The 16,141-nt window shown below is 35.1% G+C and carries 15 protein-coding genes; all 15 read left to right on the top strand.

Features of this window, described 5'->3' with window-relative positions:
* Nucleotides 1-173 precede the first annotated feature (173 nt).
* The 15 genes from recG to rplS all read left to right on the top strand — a co-directional run bounded on the left by recG (nt 174) and on the right by rplS (nt 15,997).
* Nucleotides 174-2,222 (top strand): ATP-dependent DNA helicase RecG, encoded by a 2,049-nt coding sequence (recG, locus tag JMUB898_RS08250; RefSeq protein ID WP_002442500.1) that lies wholly within the window; start codon nt 174-176, stop codon nt 2,220-2,222.
* 222 nt (nt 2,223-2,444) lie between these two features.
* The gene (gene fapR / locus JMUB898_RS08245) at nt 2,445-3,014 is read left to right on the top strand and encodes a transcription factor FapR (RefSeq protein ID WP_044466285.1); all 570 of its coding nucleotides are present in this window, start codon (nt 2,445-2,447) and stop codon (nt 3,012-3,014) included.
* Nucleotides 3,007-3,993, top strand: coding sequence for a phosphate acyltransferase PlsX (gene plsX / locus JMUB898_RS08240; protein ID WP_037541395.1), 987 nt, complete (start codon nt 3,007-3,009; stop codon nt 3,991-3,993). The genes fapR and plsX overlap by 8 nt, the downstream gene beginning before the upstream one ends.
* Entirely contained in the window at nt 3,986-4,912 is a 927-nt protein-coding gene (gene fabD / locus JMUB898_RS08235; protein WP_037541396.1) for an ACP S-malonyltransferase, read from the top strand. Before plsX ends, fabD begins: the two co-directional genes overlap by 8 nt.
* Nucleotides 4,905-5,639 carry a 3-oxoacyl-[acyl-carrier-protein] reductase gene (gene fabG / locus JMUB898_RS08230; protein WP_037541397.1) on the top strand — a complete coding sequence of 245 codons (735 nt, stop codon included), beginning with the start codon at nt 4,905-4,907 and terminating at the stop codon, nt 5,637-5,639. The genes fabD and fabG overlap by 8 nt, the downstream gene beginning before the upstream one ends.
* A gap of 309 nt (nt 5,640-5,948) precedes the next feature.
* Complete coding sequence (locus JMUB898_RS08225; RefSeq protein ID WP_001830184.1) at nt 5,949-6,182, top strand: acyl carrier protein; 234 nt, start codon at nt 5,949-5,951, stop codon at nt 6,180-6,182.
* Nucleotides 6,183-6,301: 119 nt separating this feature from the next.
* On the top strand, nt 6,302-7,048 hold the full coding sequence (rnc, locus tag JMUB898_RS08220; RefSeq protein ID WP_002442511.1) for a ribonuclease III: 747 nt from the start codon (nt 6,302-6,304) through the stop codon (nt 7,046-7,048).
* Nucleotides 7,049-7,146: 98 nt separating this feature from the next.
* On the top strand, nt 7,147-10,716 hold the full coding sequence (smc, locus tag JMUB898_RS08215) for a chromosome segregation protein SMC (RefSeq protein ID WP_044466284.1): 3,570 nt from the start codon (nt 7,147-7,149) through the stop codon (nt 10,714-10,716).
* Complete coding sequence (gene ftsY, locus JMUB898_RS08210; RefSeq protein WP_126501973.1) at nt 10,713-11,969, top strand: signal recognition particle-docking protein FtsY; 1,257 nt, start codon at nt 10,713-10,715, stop codon at nt 11,967-11,969. The genes smc and ftsY overlap by 4 nt, the downstream gene beginning before the upstream one ends.
* Nucleotides 11,956-12,288, top strand: a complete 333-nt coding sequence (locus JMUB898_RS08205; RefSeq protein WP_002442519.1) for a putative DNA-binding protein — start codon at nt 11,956-11,958, stop codon at nt 12,286-12,288. Before ftsY ends, JMUB898_RS08205 begins: the two co-directional genes overlap by 14 nt.
* A 31-nt stretch (nt 12,289-12,319) precedes the next feature.
* Nucleotides 12,320-13,687, top strand: a complete 1,368-nt coding sequence (gene ffh, locus JMUB898_RS08200; protein WP_002442522.1) for a signal recognition particle protein — start codon at nt 12,320-12,322, stop codon at nt 13,685-13,687.
* Nucleotides 13,688-13,902: 215 nt separating this feature from the next.
* Nucleotides 13,903-14,178 (top strand): 30S ribosomal protein S16, encoded by a 276-nt coding sequence (rpsP, locus tag JMUB898_RS08195; RefSeq protein ID WP_002439483.1) that lies wholly within the window; start codon nt 13,903-13,905, stop codon nt 14,176-14,178.
* Nucleotides 14,179-14,301: 123 nt separating this feature from the next.
* A complete protein-coding gene (gene rimM, locus JMUB898_RS08190; RefSeq protein ID WP_002442524.1) occupies nt 14,302-14,805 on the top strand; it encodes a ribosome maturation factor RimM in 504 nt (167 codons plus the stop codon).
* A complete protein-coding gene (gene trmD, locus JMUB898_RS08185; RefSeq protein ID WP_002442526.1) occupies nt 14,805-15,542 on the top strand; it encodes a tRNA (guanosine(37)-N1)-methyltransferase TrmD in 738 nt (245 codons plus the stop codon). The genes rimM and trmD overlap by 1 nt, the downstream gene beginning before the upstream one ends.
* Before the next feature lie 104 nt (nt 15,543-15,646).
* Complete coding sequence (gene rplS / locus JMUB898_RS08180) at nt 15,647-15,997, top strand: 50S ribosomal protein L19 (RefSeq protein ID WP_002436293.1); 351 nt, start codon at nt 15,647-15,649, stop codon at nt 15,995-15,997.
* Nucleotides 15,998-16,141: the final 144 nt, after the last annotated feature.

Here is a 16,141-nt window from a genome sequence, read left to right as displayed (position 1 = left end):
CATTATGAAAGCGCCCAAAAAGTTGGCTCAAAATTCTAACTTTTCGGGCGCCTTTTTATATTCCAAGTGAGTGAAGAAAAATATAATACGTGTCAATCAAATTATTACGATGAACATGATAGAATATAATTTAAGTACTAATGAAAACGACAAAAAGTATTAGGTGATGGATCATGACAAAAGTGCATTTAATCGAGAGTCCTTACACTCTAGATAAAATTAAGGGCATCGGTCCCAAACGATTAACACTATTAGAAGAATTAAATATACATACCGTCGAAGATCTTGTATTGTATTTACCTACTCGTTACGAGGACAATACAGTCATTGATTTAAATCAAGCTGAAGATCAATCCACTGTTACAGTACAAGGTGAAGTCTATTCAACGCCTGCTGTAGCTTTTTTTGGTAGAAATAAATCCAAATTAACTGTTCACATCATGGTAAACAATATTGCTGTGAAGTGTGTCTTTTTCAATCAACCCTATTTAAAAAAGAAAATCGAATTACATGGTACTGTTACCGTCAAAGGTAAATGGAATCGTGCTAAGCAAGAAATCAACGGAAATCGCATGTTCTTTAATGAACAAACGACTCAAGATGACGTTCAATTAGAACCTGTGTATCGTATTAAAGAGGGAATTAAGCAGAAACAAATTCGAGATAATATCAGACAAGCGTTAGAGGACGTAACGATACATGAATGGTTATCCGATGATTTAAGAGAAAAGTACAAATTAGAAACATTAGAATACACCCTCCGCACATTACATCATCCTAAAGATAAACAAAGTTTATTAAGAGCAAGACGTACATATGCTTTTACGGAACTCTTTATGTTTGAATTGCGTATGCAATGGTTGAATCGATTGGAGAAAACTTCAGACGAGGCAATTGAAATTGATTATGATATCAATAAAGTTAAGGAATTCATAGACCATTTACCTTTCGAGTTAACAGACGCTCAAAAGACGAGTGTTAATGAAATATTTAGAGATTTAAAGGCGCCAATTCGAATGCATCGTTTACTTCAAGGTGACGTCGGCTCTGGTAAAACAGTCGTAGCAGCTATTTGTATGTATGCCTTAAAGACAGCTGGCTATCAATCCGCATTAATGGTACCGACTGAAATTTTGGCAGAGCAACACGCGGAAAGTTTAATAGAGTTATTTAGAGATACGATGAATGTTGCACTTTTAACTGGTTCGGTTAAGGGTAAGAAGCGTCGTATTCTTTTAGAGCAGTTGGAGAACGGCTCAATTGATTGTTTAATAGGTACACATGCGCTTATTCAAGACGATGTTATTTTTGAAAATGTAGGCCTAGTTATTACGGATGAGCAACATCGATTTGGTGTGAATCAACGTCAATCATTAAGAGAAAAAGGCGCGATGACCAATGTACTCTTCATGACAGCAACGCCAATACCACGTACTTTGGCGATTTCTGTTTTCGGAGAAATGGATGTTTCTTCGATTAAACAATTGCCTAAAGGGCGAAAGCCTATTATCACAAGTTGGGCTAAACATGAACGATATGATCAAGTGCTAACACAAATGACAAGTGAATTGCGAAAGGGTAGACAAGCCTATGTGATATGTCCATTGATTGAGAGCTCAGAACATTTAGAAGATGTTCAGAATGTGGTGGCCCTGTATGAATCGTTGCAACAATACTATGGAACTGAAAAAGTTGGATTGTTACACGGGAAATTAACTGCTGAAGAAAAAGATGACGTGATGCAGAGGTTCAGTAATCATGAAATAGATATTTTAGTTTCAACCACTGTTGTTGAAGTGGGTGTTAACGTACCTAACGCAACATTTATGATGATTTACGATGCTGATCGCTTTGGATTATCAACACTTCATCAATTACGTGGTCGTGTGGGTAGAAGTGAACACCAAAGTTATTGTGTGCTCATTGCCTCTCCTAAAACTGAAACAGGTATTGAGAGAATGACGATTATGACTCAAACTACAGATGGATTCGAACTAAGCGAACGAGATCTAGAAATGCGTGGACCAGGAGACTTCTTTGGCGTAAAACAAAGCGGACTTCCAGACTTCCTTGTAGCTAATATCGTTGAAGACTATCGCATGCTCGAAGTCGCTAGAGACGAAGCGGCCCAACTCATACAAACCGGTCAATTCTTCCAAAATAACTACACACAACTCAGAAACTTCATCCAAAACAACCTCTTAGATACAAACTTTGACTAGCGGGACCCCAGCAAAGAGACTTTCGTAAACGAAAGTCAACGGACAGTGCAAGCCGAGGATTGAAACCACAGGGCACAGGCTATAGTGCATATTTAAATGATAGAATTTTTTTATAGTAGAAAAGATGACCACAGTGCAGTTATTTGTTGAGGAATTGAATAAGAAAGTGTTATGATATGTGAGGAATATTTAAGACTTGGTACTAAATTGAGGGGTGAGAGTTTGAAGCTAAAGAAAGACGAACGCAGAATAGCAATTCGAAATGCAATTGAAGCCAACCCCTTTATTACAGATAATGAACTTTGTGAAAAGTTTGATGTTAGTATTCAGACGATTCGCTTAGACCGTACGCATTTAAATATTCCAGAGTTGCGCAAGAGAATTAAACTTGTGGCTGAACAGAATTATGGACAAATTAAGTCTATTGAAGCCAATGAAATTATTGGTGATTTAATTCAAGTAGAGCCAGATGTAAAAGCACAGTCTCTCATAGAAATTACTGAAGACTACGTTTTTGCAAAAACACAAATCGCAAGGGGACATATTCTCTTTGCTCAGTCAAACTCTCTATGCGTAGCACTTATACATAATCCAACAGTATTGACTCAAGAAAGTCAGGTTGAATTTGTCGAAAAAGTAAAATTAAATGATACGGTAAGAGCAGAAGCTCAAGTAATAAATAAAACAAGTAAACATTATGTAATAGAAGTAAATTCATTTGTTAAAGACAAGTTAGTTTTTAAAGGGAAATTTAAAATGTTCTATATAAGTGAGGATGAATTCAATGGTTAAAATTGCAGTTGATATGATGGGCGGAGATGACGCGCCAGGTATCGTACTCGATGCAGTTAAAAAAGCTGTAGAAGACTTTAAAGATTTAGAGATTATTCTTTTCGGTGATAAAGAACAATATAATTTAAATCATGATCGTATTGATTTCAGACATTGTTCTGAAAAAATTGAAATGGAAGATGAGCCAGTTCGTGCAATTAAACGTAAGAAAGATAGTTCGATGGTTAAAATGGCAGAAGCAGTCAAATCTGGTGAAGCGGATGGTTGTGTTTCTGCGGGTAATACTGGGGCATTAATGTCAGCAGGACTATTTATTGTTGGTCGTATTAAAGGCGTAGCGAGACCAGCACTTGTTGTCACATTACCTACTACAGACGGTAAAGGATTTGTCTTCTTAGATGTTGGTGCCAATGCTGACGCTAAAGCTGAACATTTATTACAATACGCACAATTAGGTAATATTTATGCTCAGAAGATTCGCGGTATTAACAATCCATCAGTCTCACTTCTTAACATTGGGACTGAAGCTGCGAAAGGTAATTCATTGACGAAAAAAGCCTATGAATTATTCGAAAAAAATAATTCTTTCAACTTCCAAGGCAATATAGAAGCAAAAACATTGATGGATGGTAATACAGATGTCGTTGTTACTGACGGCTATACTGGAAACATGGTGTTGAAAAACTTAGAAGGTACGGCAAAATCTATTGGTAAAATGTTAAAAGAAACGATTATGGGCAGTTTAAAAAATAAATTAGCAGGTGCTGTACTTAAAAAAGATTTAGAAACATTTGCTAAGAAAATGGATTACTCTGAATATGGTGGTTCAGTGCTATTAGGTTTAGATGGTACTGTTGTCAAAGCGCATGGTAGTTCTAATGCTAAAGCATTTTATTCAGCGATTAGACAAGCTAAAATCGCTGGTGAAGAAAATATAGTACAAACAATGAGGGAAACGGTAGGTGGAAAAAGTGAGTAAAACAGCAATTATTTTTCCAGGACAAGGTGCTCAAAAAGTTGGAATGGCGAGCGACTTATATAATGAAGAAACACGTTCGACTGAAATTTTAAATCAAGCACAAACGTCACTAGACTTCGATTTACTAGAAACAATGTTTACTGATGAAGAAGGTAAATTAGGTGAAACTGAAAATACTCAACCAGCGTTACTCACTCATAGTGTAGCGTTATTAACAGCTTTAAAAGATTTAAATGCTGATTATACTATGGGGCATAGTTTAGGAGAGTATTCAAGTTTAGTAGCAAGTGGTGTACTTTCATTTGAAGATGCAGTGAAAATTGTACGTAAACGTGGTCAATTAATGGCACAAGCGTTTCCTAATGGTGTAGGTAGCATGGCTGCTGTGTTAGGTTTAGATTATGAAGAAGTAGACAAGATTTGTAAGGATTTATCAAATGAGGATGAATTAATTGAACCAGCTAATATTAATTCACCAGGACAAATTGTGGTCTCAGGTCACAAAACACTTATTGATAAGTTAGTGGAAGAAGGAAAATCTTTAGGGGCAAAACGTGTACTTCCTTTAGCAGTTTCCGGTCCATTTCATTCATCAATGATGAGCGTGATAGAAGAAGACTTTGCTTCTTATATCAATCAATTTAATTGGAATGATGCTCAGTTTCCTGTTGTGCAGAATTATAATGCTCAAGGTGAAACAGATGCAGAAGTAATTAAACATAATATGGTTAAACAATTATATTCTCCCGTTCAATTTATTAAATCTACTGAGTGGCTCATTGAGCAAGGCGTAGATCACTTTATTGAAATTGGTCCAGGAAAGGTACTTTCAGGATTAATCAAGAAAATTAATAGAGACGTTAAAATTACTTCAATTCAAACACTTGAAGATGTGAAAGGATGGAATGAAAATGAGTAAAAGTGCTTTAGTAACAGGTGCTTCACGTGGTATCGGACGTAGTATTGCATTACAATTAGCTGAAGAAGGATACAACGTTGCTGTCAATTATGCAGGTAGTAAAGACAAAGCAGAAGCTGTGGTTGAAGAAATTAAAGCTAAAGGTGTAGACAGCTTTGCCATCCAAGCTAACGTTGCAAACGGCGATGAAGTTAAGGCGATGATTAAAGAGGTCGTAAGTCAATTTGGTTCTGTTGATGTGTTAGTTAATAACGCTGGTATTACAAGAGATAATCTCTTAATGCGTATGAAAGAACAAGAATGGGACGACGTGATTGATACAAACTTGAAAGGTGTATTCAATTGCATTCAAAAAGTCACACCTCAAATGTTACGTCAACGTGGTGGCTCAATTATTAACTTATCAAGTGTTGTTGGCGCAGTAGGAAACCCTGGTCAAGCAAACTACGTAGCTACTAAAGCAGGTGTTGTTGGTTTAACTAAATCAGCTGCTCGAGAACTTGCGTCACGTGGTATAACTGTTAATGCCGTAGCGCCTGGATTTATTGTTTCTGATATGACAGATGCGCTTAGTGATGAGCTTAAAGATCAAATGTTAGAACAAATTCCTTTGGCACGTTTCGGTGAAGATACTGATATTGCGAATACTGTCGCATTCTTAGCTTCAGATAAAGCGAAATATATTACGGGTCAAACTATTCACGTTAATGGCGGAATGTATATGTAAAACACTACTTTGTTTTCTATAGAAAACAATTTGTAGTTCTTGTGCAATAGGCTTCGTCTATTGTAATCCTTTTTAAAATGAACACAATGGTTGTACCATTGTGTAAGTATCACTAATCATTGAAATGAAAGTGATACTTTATAAGCGCTAAAGCGCAATAAAAAGGAACGCCTGAGCTAAAGCTCATGCATAAGAAACACTAAGCACTAAAGTGCTAAGTGTTTCTAAAAATTGTACTTGTATTTTAGAATCTAAAATGGGAAAATATAGTAGTCTATGGATAGACGCTTTTAAAGGAGGTGAATCGACGTGGAAAACTTCGATAAAGTAAAAGACATCATCGTTGACCGTTTAGGTGTAGATGCTGATAAAGTAACTGAAGATGCATCTTTCAAAGATGATTTAGGCGCTGACTCACTTGATATCGCTGAATTAGTAATGGAATTAGAAGACGAATTTGGTACTGAAATTCCTGATGAAGAAGCTGAAAAAATCAACACTGTTGGTGATGCTGTTAAGTACATCAATAGCTTGGAAAAATAATAAAACTTACATCTGAGTCGTCACTCACGTCGGCTCAGATTTTTTCTTTAGTTTTATTTTATTTTCACGTAAAATTAAGGTATATTGAAATTTAATTTTTTGGACAAGGAGGTTAGACAGTGGCTAACCAGAAAAAGATAGACATGGTCAAAGATTTCCAACAAACATTTACTAATAAAATGAATGAGTGGGGTTTCAGTTTTAATAATATCGATTTGTATCAACAAGCGTTCTCACACTCGAGCTTTATTAATGATTTTAATATGAATAGATTAGATCATAATGAACGTTTAGAATTTTTAGGTGATGCGGTATTAGAATTGACGGTTTCACGCTATTTGTTTGATAAGCATCCTCATTTGCCAGAAGGTAATCTGACAAAGATGCGTGCAACAATTGTTTGTGAGCCCTCACTTGTAATATTTGCGAATAAAATTGATTTGAATGAGCTCATTTTATTAGGTAAGGGTGAAGAGAAAACAGGTGGTAGAACAAGACCTTCACTCATTTCAGATGCTTTCGAAGCATTTGTAGGTGCTTTATATTTAGATCAAGGTTTAGAGACTGTATGGGCATTTGCTGAGAAAGTCATTTTCCCATATGTCGAAGATAATGAATTAGTTGGTGTAGTGGACTTTAAAACACAATTTCAAGAGTTTGTGCACCGTCAGAATAAAGGCGATGTAACCTATCGTTTAATTAAAGAAGAAGGTCCGGCGCATCATAGATTATTTACGTCAGAAGTTATTTTGGAAAATAAAGCAGTTGCGGAAGGTAAAGGAAAGACGAAGAAAGAATCCGAACAGAAGGCAGCAGAACAAGCATATAAGTCAATGAAAAAGAATGAGAAGCTGAGACATCATTAATTATCTCAACTTTCGTTTAATAAATAATAAGTGAAAAGAAGAAGAGATGACGTGTGTCGTGCTGATAAACTCAACAGGAACGGGATAAGGAGAATAAGATGGTTTATTTGAAATCGATAGATGCCATAGGATTTAAGTCTTTTGCCGACCATACGAATGTCCAATTTGATAAGGGCGTCACAGCTATTGTTGGACCTAATGGTAGTGGTAAAAGTAATATTACTGATGCAATTAAATGGGTACTAGGTGAACAATCTGCGAAATCATTACGTGGCGCTAAGATGGAAGATATTATATTTTCTGGTGCAGAACATAGAAAAGCTCAAAATTATGCTGAAGTAAAATTAAAATTAGATAACCAATCTAAGAAATTGCAGATTGATTCAGATGAGTTAGTGGTTACGCGTCGTTTATATAGAAGTGGCGAAAGTGAGTACTATTTGAATAACGACCGTGCTCGTTTGAAAGATATTATTGAAATATTTTTAGATTCAGGTTTAGGAAAAGAAGCGTTTAGTATTATTTCTCAAGGCAGAGTAGACGAAATATTAAATGCGAAACCGATTGACCGTCGTCAAATTATTGAAGAATCAGCAGGGGTTTTAAAATATAAAAAACGTAAAGCTGAATCAATCAATAAATTGGATCACACAGAGGACAATTTAACTCGTGTAGAAGATATTTTGTATGATTTGGAAGGTCGTGTAGAACCATTAAAAGAAGAAGCTGCCATTGCAAAAGAGTATCAACAACTTTCTAAACAAATGGAACAAAGCGATGTTATTGTCACAGTGCACGACATTGATCAATATAATGAAGATAATCGCCAATTAGACAATCGTTTGAACGAGTTAAAGAGTCAACAAGCGGATAAAGAGGCACAACAAGCGCAAATTAACCAGTTATTGCAAAAGTTTAAAGGCGAACGTCAACAGATTGACCATGATATTGAAAAGTTAAACTATGAGTTGGTTAAGACAACAGAAACATATGAACAACTTGCTGGTAAGTTGAACGTATTAGAAGAACGTAAAAAGAACCAATCAGAAACGAATGCAAGATATGAAGAAGAATTAGAGAATCTAAATGAACATATTAAATCCATTGATGAAGAAAAACGTCAAAATGAAGAGATACTTAGTGAGTTAAAGGATAAACAAAAGCAATTAAATAAAGAAGTACAAGATTTAGAGTCACTCCTTTATGTTTCTGATGAACAACATGATGAAAAGCTAGAAGAAATTAAAAATAATTATTATACATTAATGTCTGAGCAATCTGACGTTAATAATGATATTCGTTTCTTGGAACATACGATAAATGAGAATGAAGCGAAGAAATCTCGATTAGATTCAAGATTAGTTGAAGCATTTAATCAGTTAAAAGAAATTCAGAATAATATCACTGAAACTGAAAAGAATTACAAAGCGTCTAAAAAAGAGATGTCTGAAGCAGAACAACAAATCAATCGTCTAGAAAAAGAATTAACAGCTTCTAAAAAGCTTCAATCAGAATATGAAGATAAACTTTATCAGGCGTATCGTTATAATGAAAAATTAAAATCTAGAATTGACAGTTTAGCTACCCAAGAAGAAGACTATACGTATTTCTTTAATGGTGTTAAACATATTTTAAAAGCAAAAAATAATGAATTAAATGGTATTCATGGTGCGGTAGCAGAGGTTATCGACGTGCCATCGCAAATGACACAAGCAATTGAAACAGCTTTAGGCGCCTCTCTCCAACACGTGATTGTGGATAGTGAAAAAGATGGCCGACAAGCCATCCAATACTTAAAACAACGTGGATTAGGTAGAGCAACATTTTTACCATTGAATGTTATCAAACCACGTCAAATTGCTTCAGATATTAAAGATATTGCTCGTAATACAGATGGTTTCATCAATATTGCTTCAGATGCTGTGAAGGTTTCATCTAAATACCAAAGTATCGTTGAAAATTTATTAGGAAATACTATTATTGTGGATGATTTGAAACATGCAAATGATTTAGCTAGAGCGATTCGCTATCGAACTCGAATTGTTACGTTAGAAGGAGATGTCGTGAATCCAGGAGGATCAATGACAGGTGGTGGCGCTCGTAAAACGAAGAGTATTCTCTCACAAAAAGATGAATTATCGACAATGCGTCATCAACTTGAAGCGTATCAACGACAAACTGCCGAATTTGAACGTCATTTTAAAGAGCAAAAAGACAAAGCCGAAAAATTAAGTGAACAATATTTCGATGCGAGTCAACAATATAATACATTAAAAGAAAAAGTGCACCATCATGAACTTGAGTTAGATCGATTAAGAACGCAAGAAACGCACCTTAAAAATGAACATGAAGAGTTTGAATTCGAGAAAAATGATGGTTACCAAAGTGATAAGAGTAAAGAAACGTTAACGCAAAAACAAACTCGACTTTCAGAGATACAGCAACAATTGAGTGAATTGGAAAGTGACATTGAGCGTTACACTCAATTATCTAAAGAAGGAAAAGAATCAACGACGCAAACTCAACAACAACTCCATCAAAAGCAATCTGATTTAGCAGTAGTCAAAGAAAGAATTAAATCGCAAAAACAAGCAATTGAGCGATTAGATAAACAATATGAATCAACACAACTGCAAATTAAAGATGTTCAAGAGAAAATCAGACTATTCAATTCGGATGAAATGATGGGCGAACAAGCCTTTGAGAACTTGAAATCTCAAATTCAAGAACAAGAAGAAGAACGAGATCGTCTTAACCATCAACTTACAGACATTAAACAACAACGTATCGAACTGAATGAGACGATTGAGCGTAATGAAAGTCAACTTCAAGAATGTCACCAAGATATTCTATCAATTGAAAATCATTACCAAGATATTAAAGCGAAACAATCGAAGTTAGATGTACTTATTAACCATGCAATTGACCATCTCAACGACGTTTATCAACTTACAGTAGAAAGAGCACGCACTTTATATGAATCTGACGAACCGATTGAGAGCCTGCGTAAAAAAGTGAAATTGACTAAAATGTCGATTGATGAATTAGGACCAGTCAATTTAAATGCGATTGAACAATTTGAGGAATTAAATGAACGATATACGTTCCTAAATGAACAACGTACTGATTTAAGAGAAGCGAAAGAAACATTAGAGCAAATTATAAACGAAATGGATAGAGAGGTAGAAGGGCGATTCAAAGAAACATTCCATGCAGTTCAGTCGCACTTCACAACCGTATTTAAGCAGTTGTTTGGTGGAGGTCAAGCCGAGTTACGTTTGACTGAAGATGATTACTTAGCTGCTGGAGTGGATATCATTGTTCAACCTCCAGGTAAGAAGCTTCAACACCTTTCTCTATTAAGTGGTGGGGAACGCGCCTTAAGTGCTATAGCATTATTATTTGCAATTCTAAAGGTTCGTTCTGCTCCATTTGTTATACTAGATGAGGTAGAAGCTGCGCTTGATGAGGCAAATGTTATTCGCTATGCACAATACTTAAATGAATTATCAGAGCAGACACAATTTATAGTAATTACGCATCGCAAAGGAACGATGGAATTTTCAGATCGTTTATATGGTGTGACAATGCAAGAATCAGGTGTGTCTAAACTGGTTAGCGTTAACCTAAATACTATAGATGAGGTTATGAAGGAGGAACAAGCATGAGCTTTTTTAAACGCTTAAAGGATAAATTTTCTGGTAAAAGTGAAGACGATATTCAAAAAGAGTTAACCGAAGATGTGGAATCAGACGCATCTAGTGACTCTGATACATCCACTGAGTCAGATGACTTGAATTTGAATGAAACAGCTGAAGATTCTAAACCTAAGAAAAAGCCGAAAAAGCTGAGTGAAGCAGATTTCGATGAAGATGGCTTAATATCTATTGAAGACTTTGAAGAAATAGAAGCACAAAAAATTGGTGCCAAGTTCAAAGCTGGTTTAGAAAAATCTCGACAAAATTTCCAAGAACAATTAAACAATTTAATTGCGCGTTACAGAAAGGTCGATGAAGATTTCTTCGAAGCACTAGAGGAAATGTTAATTACTGCAGACGTTGGATTTAATACTGTAATGAAATTAACAGATGAATTACGTACTGAAGCTCAAAGACGTAATATTCAAGAAACTGAAGACTTACGTGAAGTTATTGTTGAAAAAATCGTAGAAATTTATCATCAAGAAGATGAACATTCTGAAGCGATGAATATTGAAGATGGCAGATTAAACGTTATCTTAATGGTAGGCGTCAATGGTGTAGGTAAAACAACGACGATTGGTAAATTAGCATATCGTTACCAACAAGAAGGTAAGAAAGTTATGTTAGCTGCTGGTGATACATTTAGAGCTGGTGCAATTCAACAGTTACAAGTTTGGGGAGAACGTGTAGGCGTAGAAGTTGTGAGTCAAAGCGAAGGTTCTGACCCTGCTGCTGTCGTTTATGACGCTATTAATGCTGCGAAGAATAAAGGTGTAGACATCTTAATTTGTGATACTGCTGGCCGTTTACAAAATAAATCTAACTTAATGCAAGAGTTAGATAAAATGAAACGTGTGATTAGCAGAGCCATTCCAGATGCACCTCACGAGGCATTATTATGCTTAGATGCGACTACTGGACAAAACGCATTATCACAAGCACGTTCATTTAAAGAAGTTACAAATGTATCGGGTATTGTATTAACTAAATTAGATGGTACTGCTAAAGGTGGTATCGTTCTTGCCATTCGAAACGAATTACACATTCCTGTTAAATACGTTGGTTTAGGAGAAAAATTAGACGACTTACAACCATTTAATCCTGAAAGTTACGTTTATGGCTTATTTGCCGATATGATTGAACAAAATGAAGATATTCCAGATGAATTAGTGGAAACATCTAACGAAACTGAAGAAGGTACACAAGATGGGCCAAAATGATTTAGTTAAAACACTTAGAATGAATTATTTGTTTGATTTTTATCAATCATTATTAACTCAAAAGCAAAGAAACTACTTAGAATTATTCTATTTACAAGATTATTCACTAAGTGAAATTGCTGATACATTTGAAGTGAGTAGACAGGCAGTTTATGATAATATAAGAAGAACTGGCGATTTAGTAGAAGACTATGAATCTAAATTAGGCTTATATCGACGATTTGAAAAACGTCAAGAAATTTATAACTTAATGAAACAATCGCTTAATCAACCTGATTTGCTTAAACAATATATTAAACAATTAGAAGAGTTAGAGTAGTCATTATTTTTCAAAAAGGAGGGCAATAGTTATGGCATTTGAAGGATTATCCGAACGCTTGCAATCCACGATGCAAAAGATGCGTGGTAAAGGGAAAGTCACTGAAGCGGATATCAAAACAATGATGCGAGAAGTAAGACTTGCATTATTAGAAGCCGATGTTAACTTCAAAGTAGTTAAAGAATTTGTGAAAACAGTGTCAGATCGTGCATTAGGTTCTGATGTAATGCAATCTTTAACTCCTGGCCAACAAGTCATCAAAATTGTACAAGAAGAACTTACAAGTTTGATGGGTGGCGAAAATACATCAATCAAAATGGCTAATAAACCGCCAACTGTTGTAATGATGGTTGGTTTACAAGGTGCAGGTAAAACAACAACTGCAGGTAAATTAGCTTTATTAATGCGTAAAAAATATAACAAAAAGCCGATGTTAGTTGCAGGAGATATTTATCGTCCAGCAGCGATTGATCAGTTACAAACAGTTGGTAAACAAATAGACATACCTGTTTATAGTGAAGGTGACCAAGTACCACCTCAACAAATTGTTGAAAATGCATTAAAACATGCAAAAGAGGAACATTTAGATTTTGTTATTATCGATACTGCTGGTCGTCTTCATATTGATGAAGCATTGATGAACGAATTACAAGAGGTAAAAGAAATCTCTAAACCTGATGAAATCATGTTAGTTGTTGACGCGATGACTGGTCAGGATGCTGTGAACGTTGCGCAATCATTCGATGATCAATTAGATGTATCAGGCGTGACATTAACTAAACTCGATGGCGATACACGTGGTGGTGCAGCATTATCTATTCGTTCTGTAACTCAGAAACCGATTAAATTTGTTGGTATGAGTGAGAAATTGGATGGCCTTGAGTTATTCCATCCTGAACGTATGGCTTCTCGTATCCTTGGTATGGGTGACGTTTTAAGCTTAATTGAAAAGGCTCAACAAGACGTAGACCAAGAAAAAGCTAAAGATTTAGAGAAGAAAATGCGTGACTCTTCATTCACATTGGATGATTTCTTAGAGCAATTAGACCAAGTTAAAAATTTAGGTCCATTAGATGATATTATGAAAATGATTCCTGGAATGAACAAAATGAAAGGATTGGATAAGCTAAATATGAGTGATAAACAAATCGATCATATTAAAGCTATTATTCAATCAATGACACCGAAAGAACGTTCAAATCCTGAAACATTAAATGTTTCTCGTAAGAAACGTATTGCTAAAGGTTCAGGTCGTTCATTACAAGAAGTGAATCGTTTAATGAAACAATTTAATGATATGAAGAAAATGATGAAACAATTTACTGGTGGCGGTAAAGGTAAGAAAGCCAAACGCAACCAAATGCAAAATATGCTTAAAGGTATGAACTTACCATTTTAATATTATTTGATAAAGCATCGAACGGCTGTAGTGGCTGTTCGATGCTTTGTTTTGGTGTTGAACGCCTGAGCTAAAGCTCATGCATAACCAAATCTACGATTTATTTCATAAATCTAGATTTGGTAAAGAAAAAAGTCTTTACAAACATTTGTGTAACTGTTATTATTTATTCTTGTAGAAAATAAAATGATAAAACATAAAGGAGAGTAATTTAAATGGCAGTTAAAATTCGTTTAACACGTTTAGGTTCTAAAAGAAACCCATTCTATCGTATCGTAGTTGCAGATGCACGTTCACCACGTGATGGTCGTATCATCGAGCAATTAGGTACTTATAATCCAGCACACGTTAATGCACCAGAAGTTAAAATCGATGAAGAGTTAGCTTTAAAATGGTTACATGACGGTGCTAAACCAACTGATACAGTTCACAATATCTTATCAAGAGAAGGTATTTTGAAAAAATTCGATGAACAAAAAAATGCTAAATAATTAGCTTATGTTTGTGGACGCCAATGATGGCGTCCTTTTTTAATAAATCAACACTAACATGTTAGAATATATTTGATTCATTTTCGAAAAAACTAGAGATCAATCGACTAGGAGGGGCGTTAGATGGAAGTAGAAGTAGGCCAAATCGTAAATACGCATGGTATTAAAGGCGAAGTTAAAGTAAAATCAAACTCAGATTTCACTGCAACGCGATTTCAACCTGGCGAAAATTTAATTGTTAAACATAATAATAACGATATCCAATATACTATAGCTTCTTACCGTATACATAAGGGATTTCACATGTTGAAGTTTGAAGGAATTAATAATATTAACGACATTGAACATCTAAAAGGGGATTATTTGTATCAAGAACGTGACCATGAGGATATCGAATTAGATGAACATGAATATTACTATTCTGATATTATCGGTTGCACAGTTTTTGATGATAACAACACGCCAATTGGACGAGTAATTAATATTTTCGAAACAGGCGCAAATGATGTGTGGGTCGTTAAAGGTGATAAAGAATATCTCATTCCTTATATTGAAGATGTTGTAAAAGACATTGATGTGGAAGGGAAATCAATTAGAATTACGCCTATGGAAGGATTGCTAGATTAATGAAAATCGATTATTTAACGTTGTTTCCAGAGATGTTTGAGGGCGTTTTAAACCATTCAATTTTAAAGCGAGCTCAAGATAAAGAGATTATTGACGTAAATGCTATTAATTTTCGAGATTATTCAGTTAACAAACATAATCAGGTTGATGACTATCCATTTGGTGGAGGTCAAGGAATGGTGTTAAAACCTGAACCTGTTTTTAATGCTATGCAAGATTTGAAAAGAGATGAAAATACACGTGTGATATTGATGTGTCCTCAAGGTCGGCCTTTCACTCAAGAGATCGCGCAGGAGTTGAGTGAAGCCCAACATATTGTATTTATTTGTGGTCATTATGAAGGGTACGATGAACGTATTAGAGAGCATCTTGTTACTGATGAAATTTCTATGGGAGATTATGTGCTTACAGGTGGAGAATTGCCTGCAATGACTATGACTGATGCGATTGTTCGTCTTATTCCAGGGGTTTTAGGTAATGAAGCTTCTCATCAAGATGATTCATTTTCAGATGGATTATTAGAATTTCCACAATATACAAGACCAAGAGAATATAAAGAAATGAAAGTGCCGGATGTCTTATTATCCGGAAATCATGCACATATTGAGGAGTGGCGACATAAACAGAAATTAATTCGTACTTATGAGAAACGTCCAGATTTATTAGAAAAATATGAGCTTACTAATAATGATAAAGAAATTTTAGAAACATATAAAAAGCAATTGAAAAACAATTAGCGTTATGCTAACATAATTTAAGTGTGAAAAAACACTAAAATCACTATGATCCGCTGCTATACATTTGTCTAGGCAAGAACATAGGTTGAAGGAGAGAATTTATAATGAGTAATCATAAGTTAATCGAAGCAGTAACTAAATCACAATTACGTACTGACTTACCTACTTTCCGTTCTGGTGACACTTTACGTGTACACGTTCGTATCGTAGAGGGTTCACGTGAACGTATCCAAGTCTTCGAAGGTGTTGTAATTAAACGCCGTGGTGGAGGAATTTCTGAAACTTTCACAGTTCGTAAAATTTCTTCAGGTGTAGGTGTGGAAAGAACATTCCCATTACACACTCCAAAAATCGAAAAAATCGAAGTTAAACGTCGCGGTAAAGTACGTCGTGCTAAATTATACTACTTACGTAGTTTACGTGGTAAAGCTGCTAGAATCCAAGAAATTCGTTAATCAGCAAACTCGACATTTTCAACACAAGTTATCTGTAACTTGTAATAAAGATAAAGCTTTCAAACATCTTAATCAAAGGTGTTTGAAAGCTTTTTTGTTTCGTTTGAATGTTAATTGCTGACAAAGTTTTATAAATAAAACACA

This window comes from Staphylococcus caprae (genome assembly GCF_003966625.1).
In the GTDB taxonomy this organism is placed as follows: Bacteria; Bacillota; Bacilli; order Staphylococcales; family Staphylococcaceae; genus Staphylococcus; species Staphylococcus caprae.
This window is presented reverse-complemented; position numbering and strand designations above follow the sequence as displayed.

Excerpts from the sequence above, each read along its gene's own strand:
- plsX (WP_037541395.1), top strand. The coding sequence starts at position 3,007 with ATGGTTAAAATTGCAGTTGATATGATGGGCGGAGATGACGCGCCAGGT.
- rpsP (WP_002439483.1), top strand. The coding sequence starts at position 13,903 with ATGGCAGTTAAAATTCGTTTAACACGTTTAGGTTCTAAAAGAAACCCA.
- smc (WP_044466284.1), top strand. The coding sequence starts at position 7,147 with ATGGTTTATTTGAAATCGATAGATGCCATAGGATTTAAGTCTTTTGCC.
- JMUB898_RS08205 (WP_002442519.1), top strand. The coding sequence starts at position 11,956 with ATGGGCCAAAATGATTTAGTTAAAACACTTAGAATGAATTATTTGTTT.
- rimM (WP_002442524.1), top strand. The coding sequence starts at position 14,302 with ATGGAAGTAGAAGTAGGCCAAATCGTAAATACGCATGGTATTAAAGGC.
- ffh (WP_002442522.1), top strand. The coding sequence starts at position 12,320 with ATGGCATTTGAAGGATTATCCGAACGCTTGCAATCCACGATGCAAAAG.
- ftsY (WP_126501973.1), top strand. The coding sequence starts at position 10,713 with ATGAGCTTTTTTAAACGCTTAAAGGATAAATTTTCTGGTAAAAGTGAA.
- trmD (WP_002442526.1), top strand. The coding sequence starts at position 14,805 with ATGAAAATCGATTATTTAACGTTGTTTCCAGAGATGTTTGAGGGCGTT.
- rplS (WP_002436293.1), top strand. The coding sequence starts at position 15,647 with ATGAGTAATCATAAGTTAATCGAAGCAGTAACTAAATCACAATTACGT.
- recG (WP_002442500.1), top strand. The coding sequence starts at position 174 with ATGACAAAAGTGCATTTAATCGAGAGTCCTTACACTCTAGATAAAATT.
- fabG (WP_037541397.1), top strand. The coding sequence starts at position 4,905 with ATGAGTAAAAGTGCTTTAGTAACAGGTGCTTCACGTGGTATCGGACGT.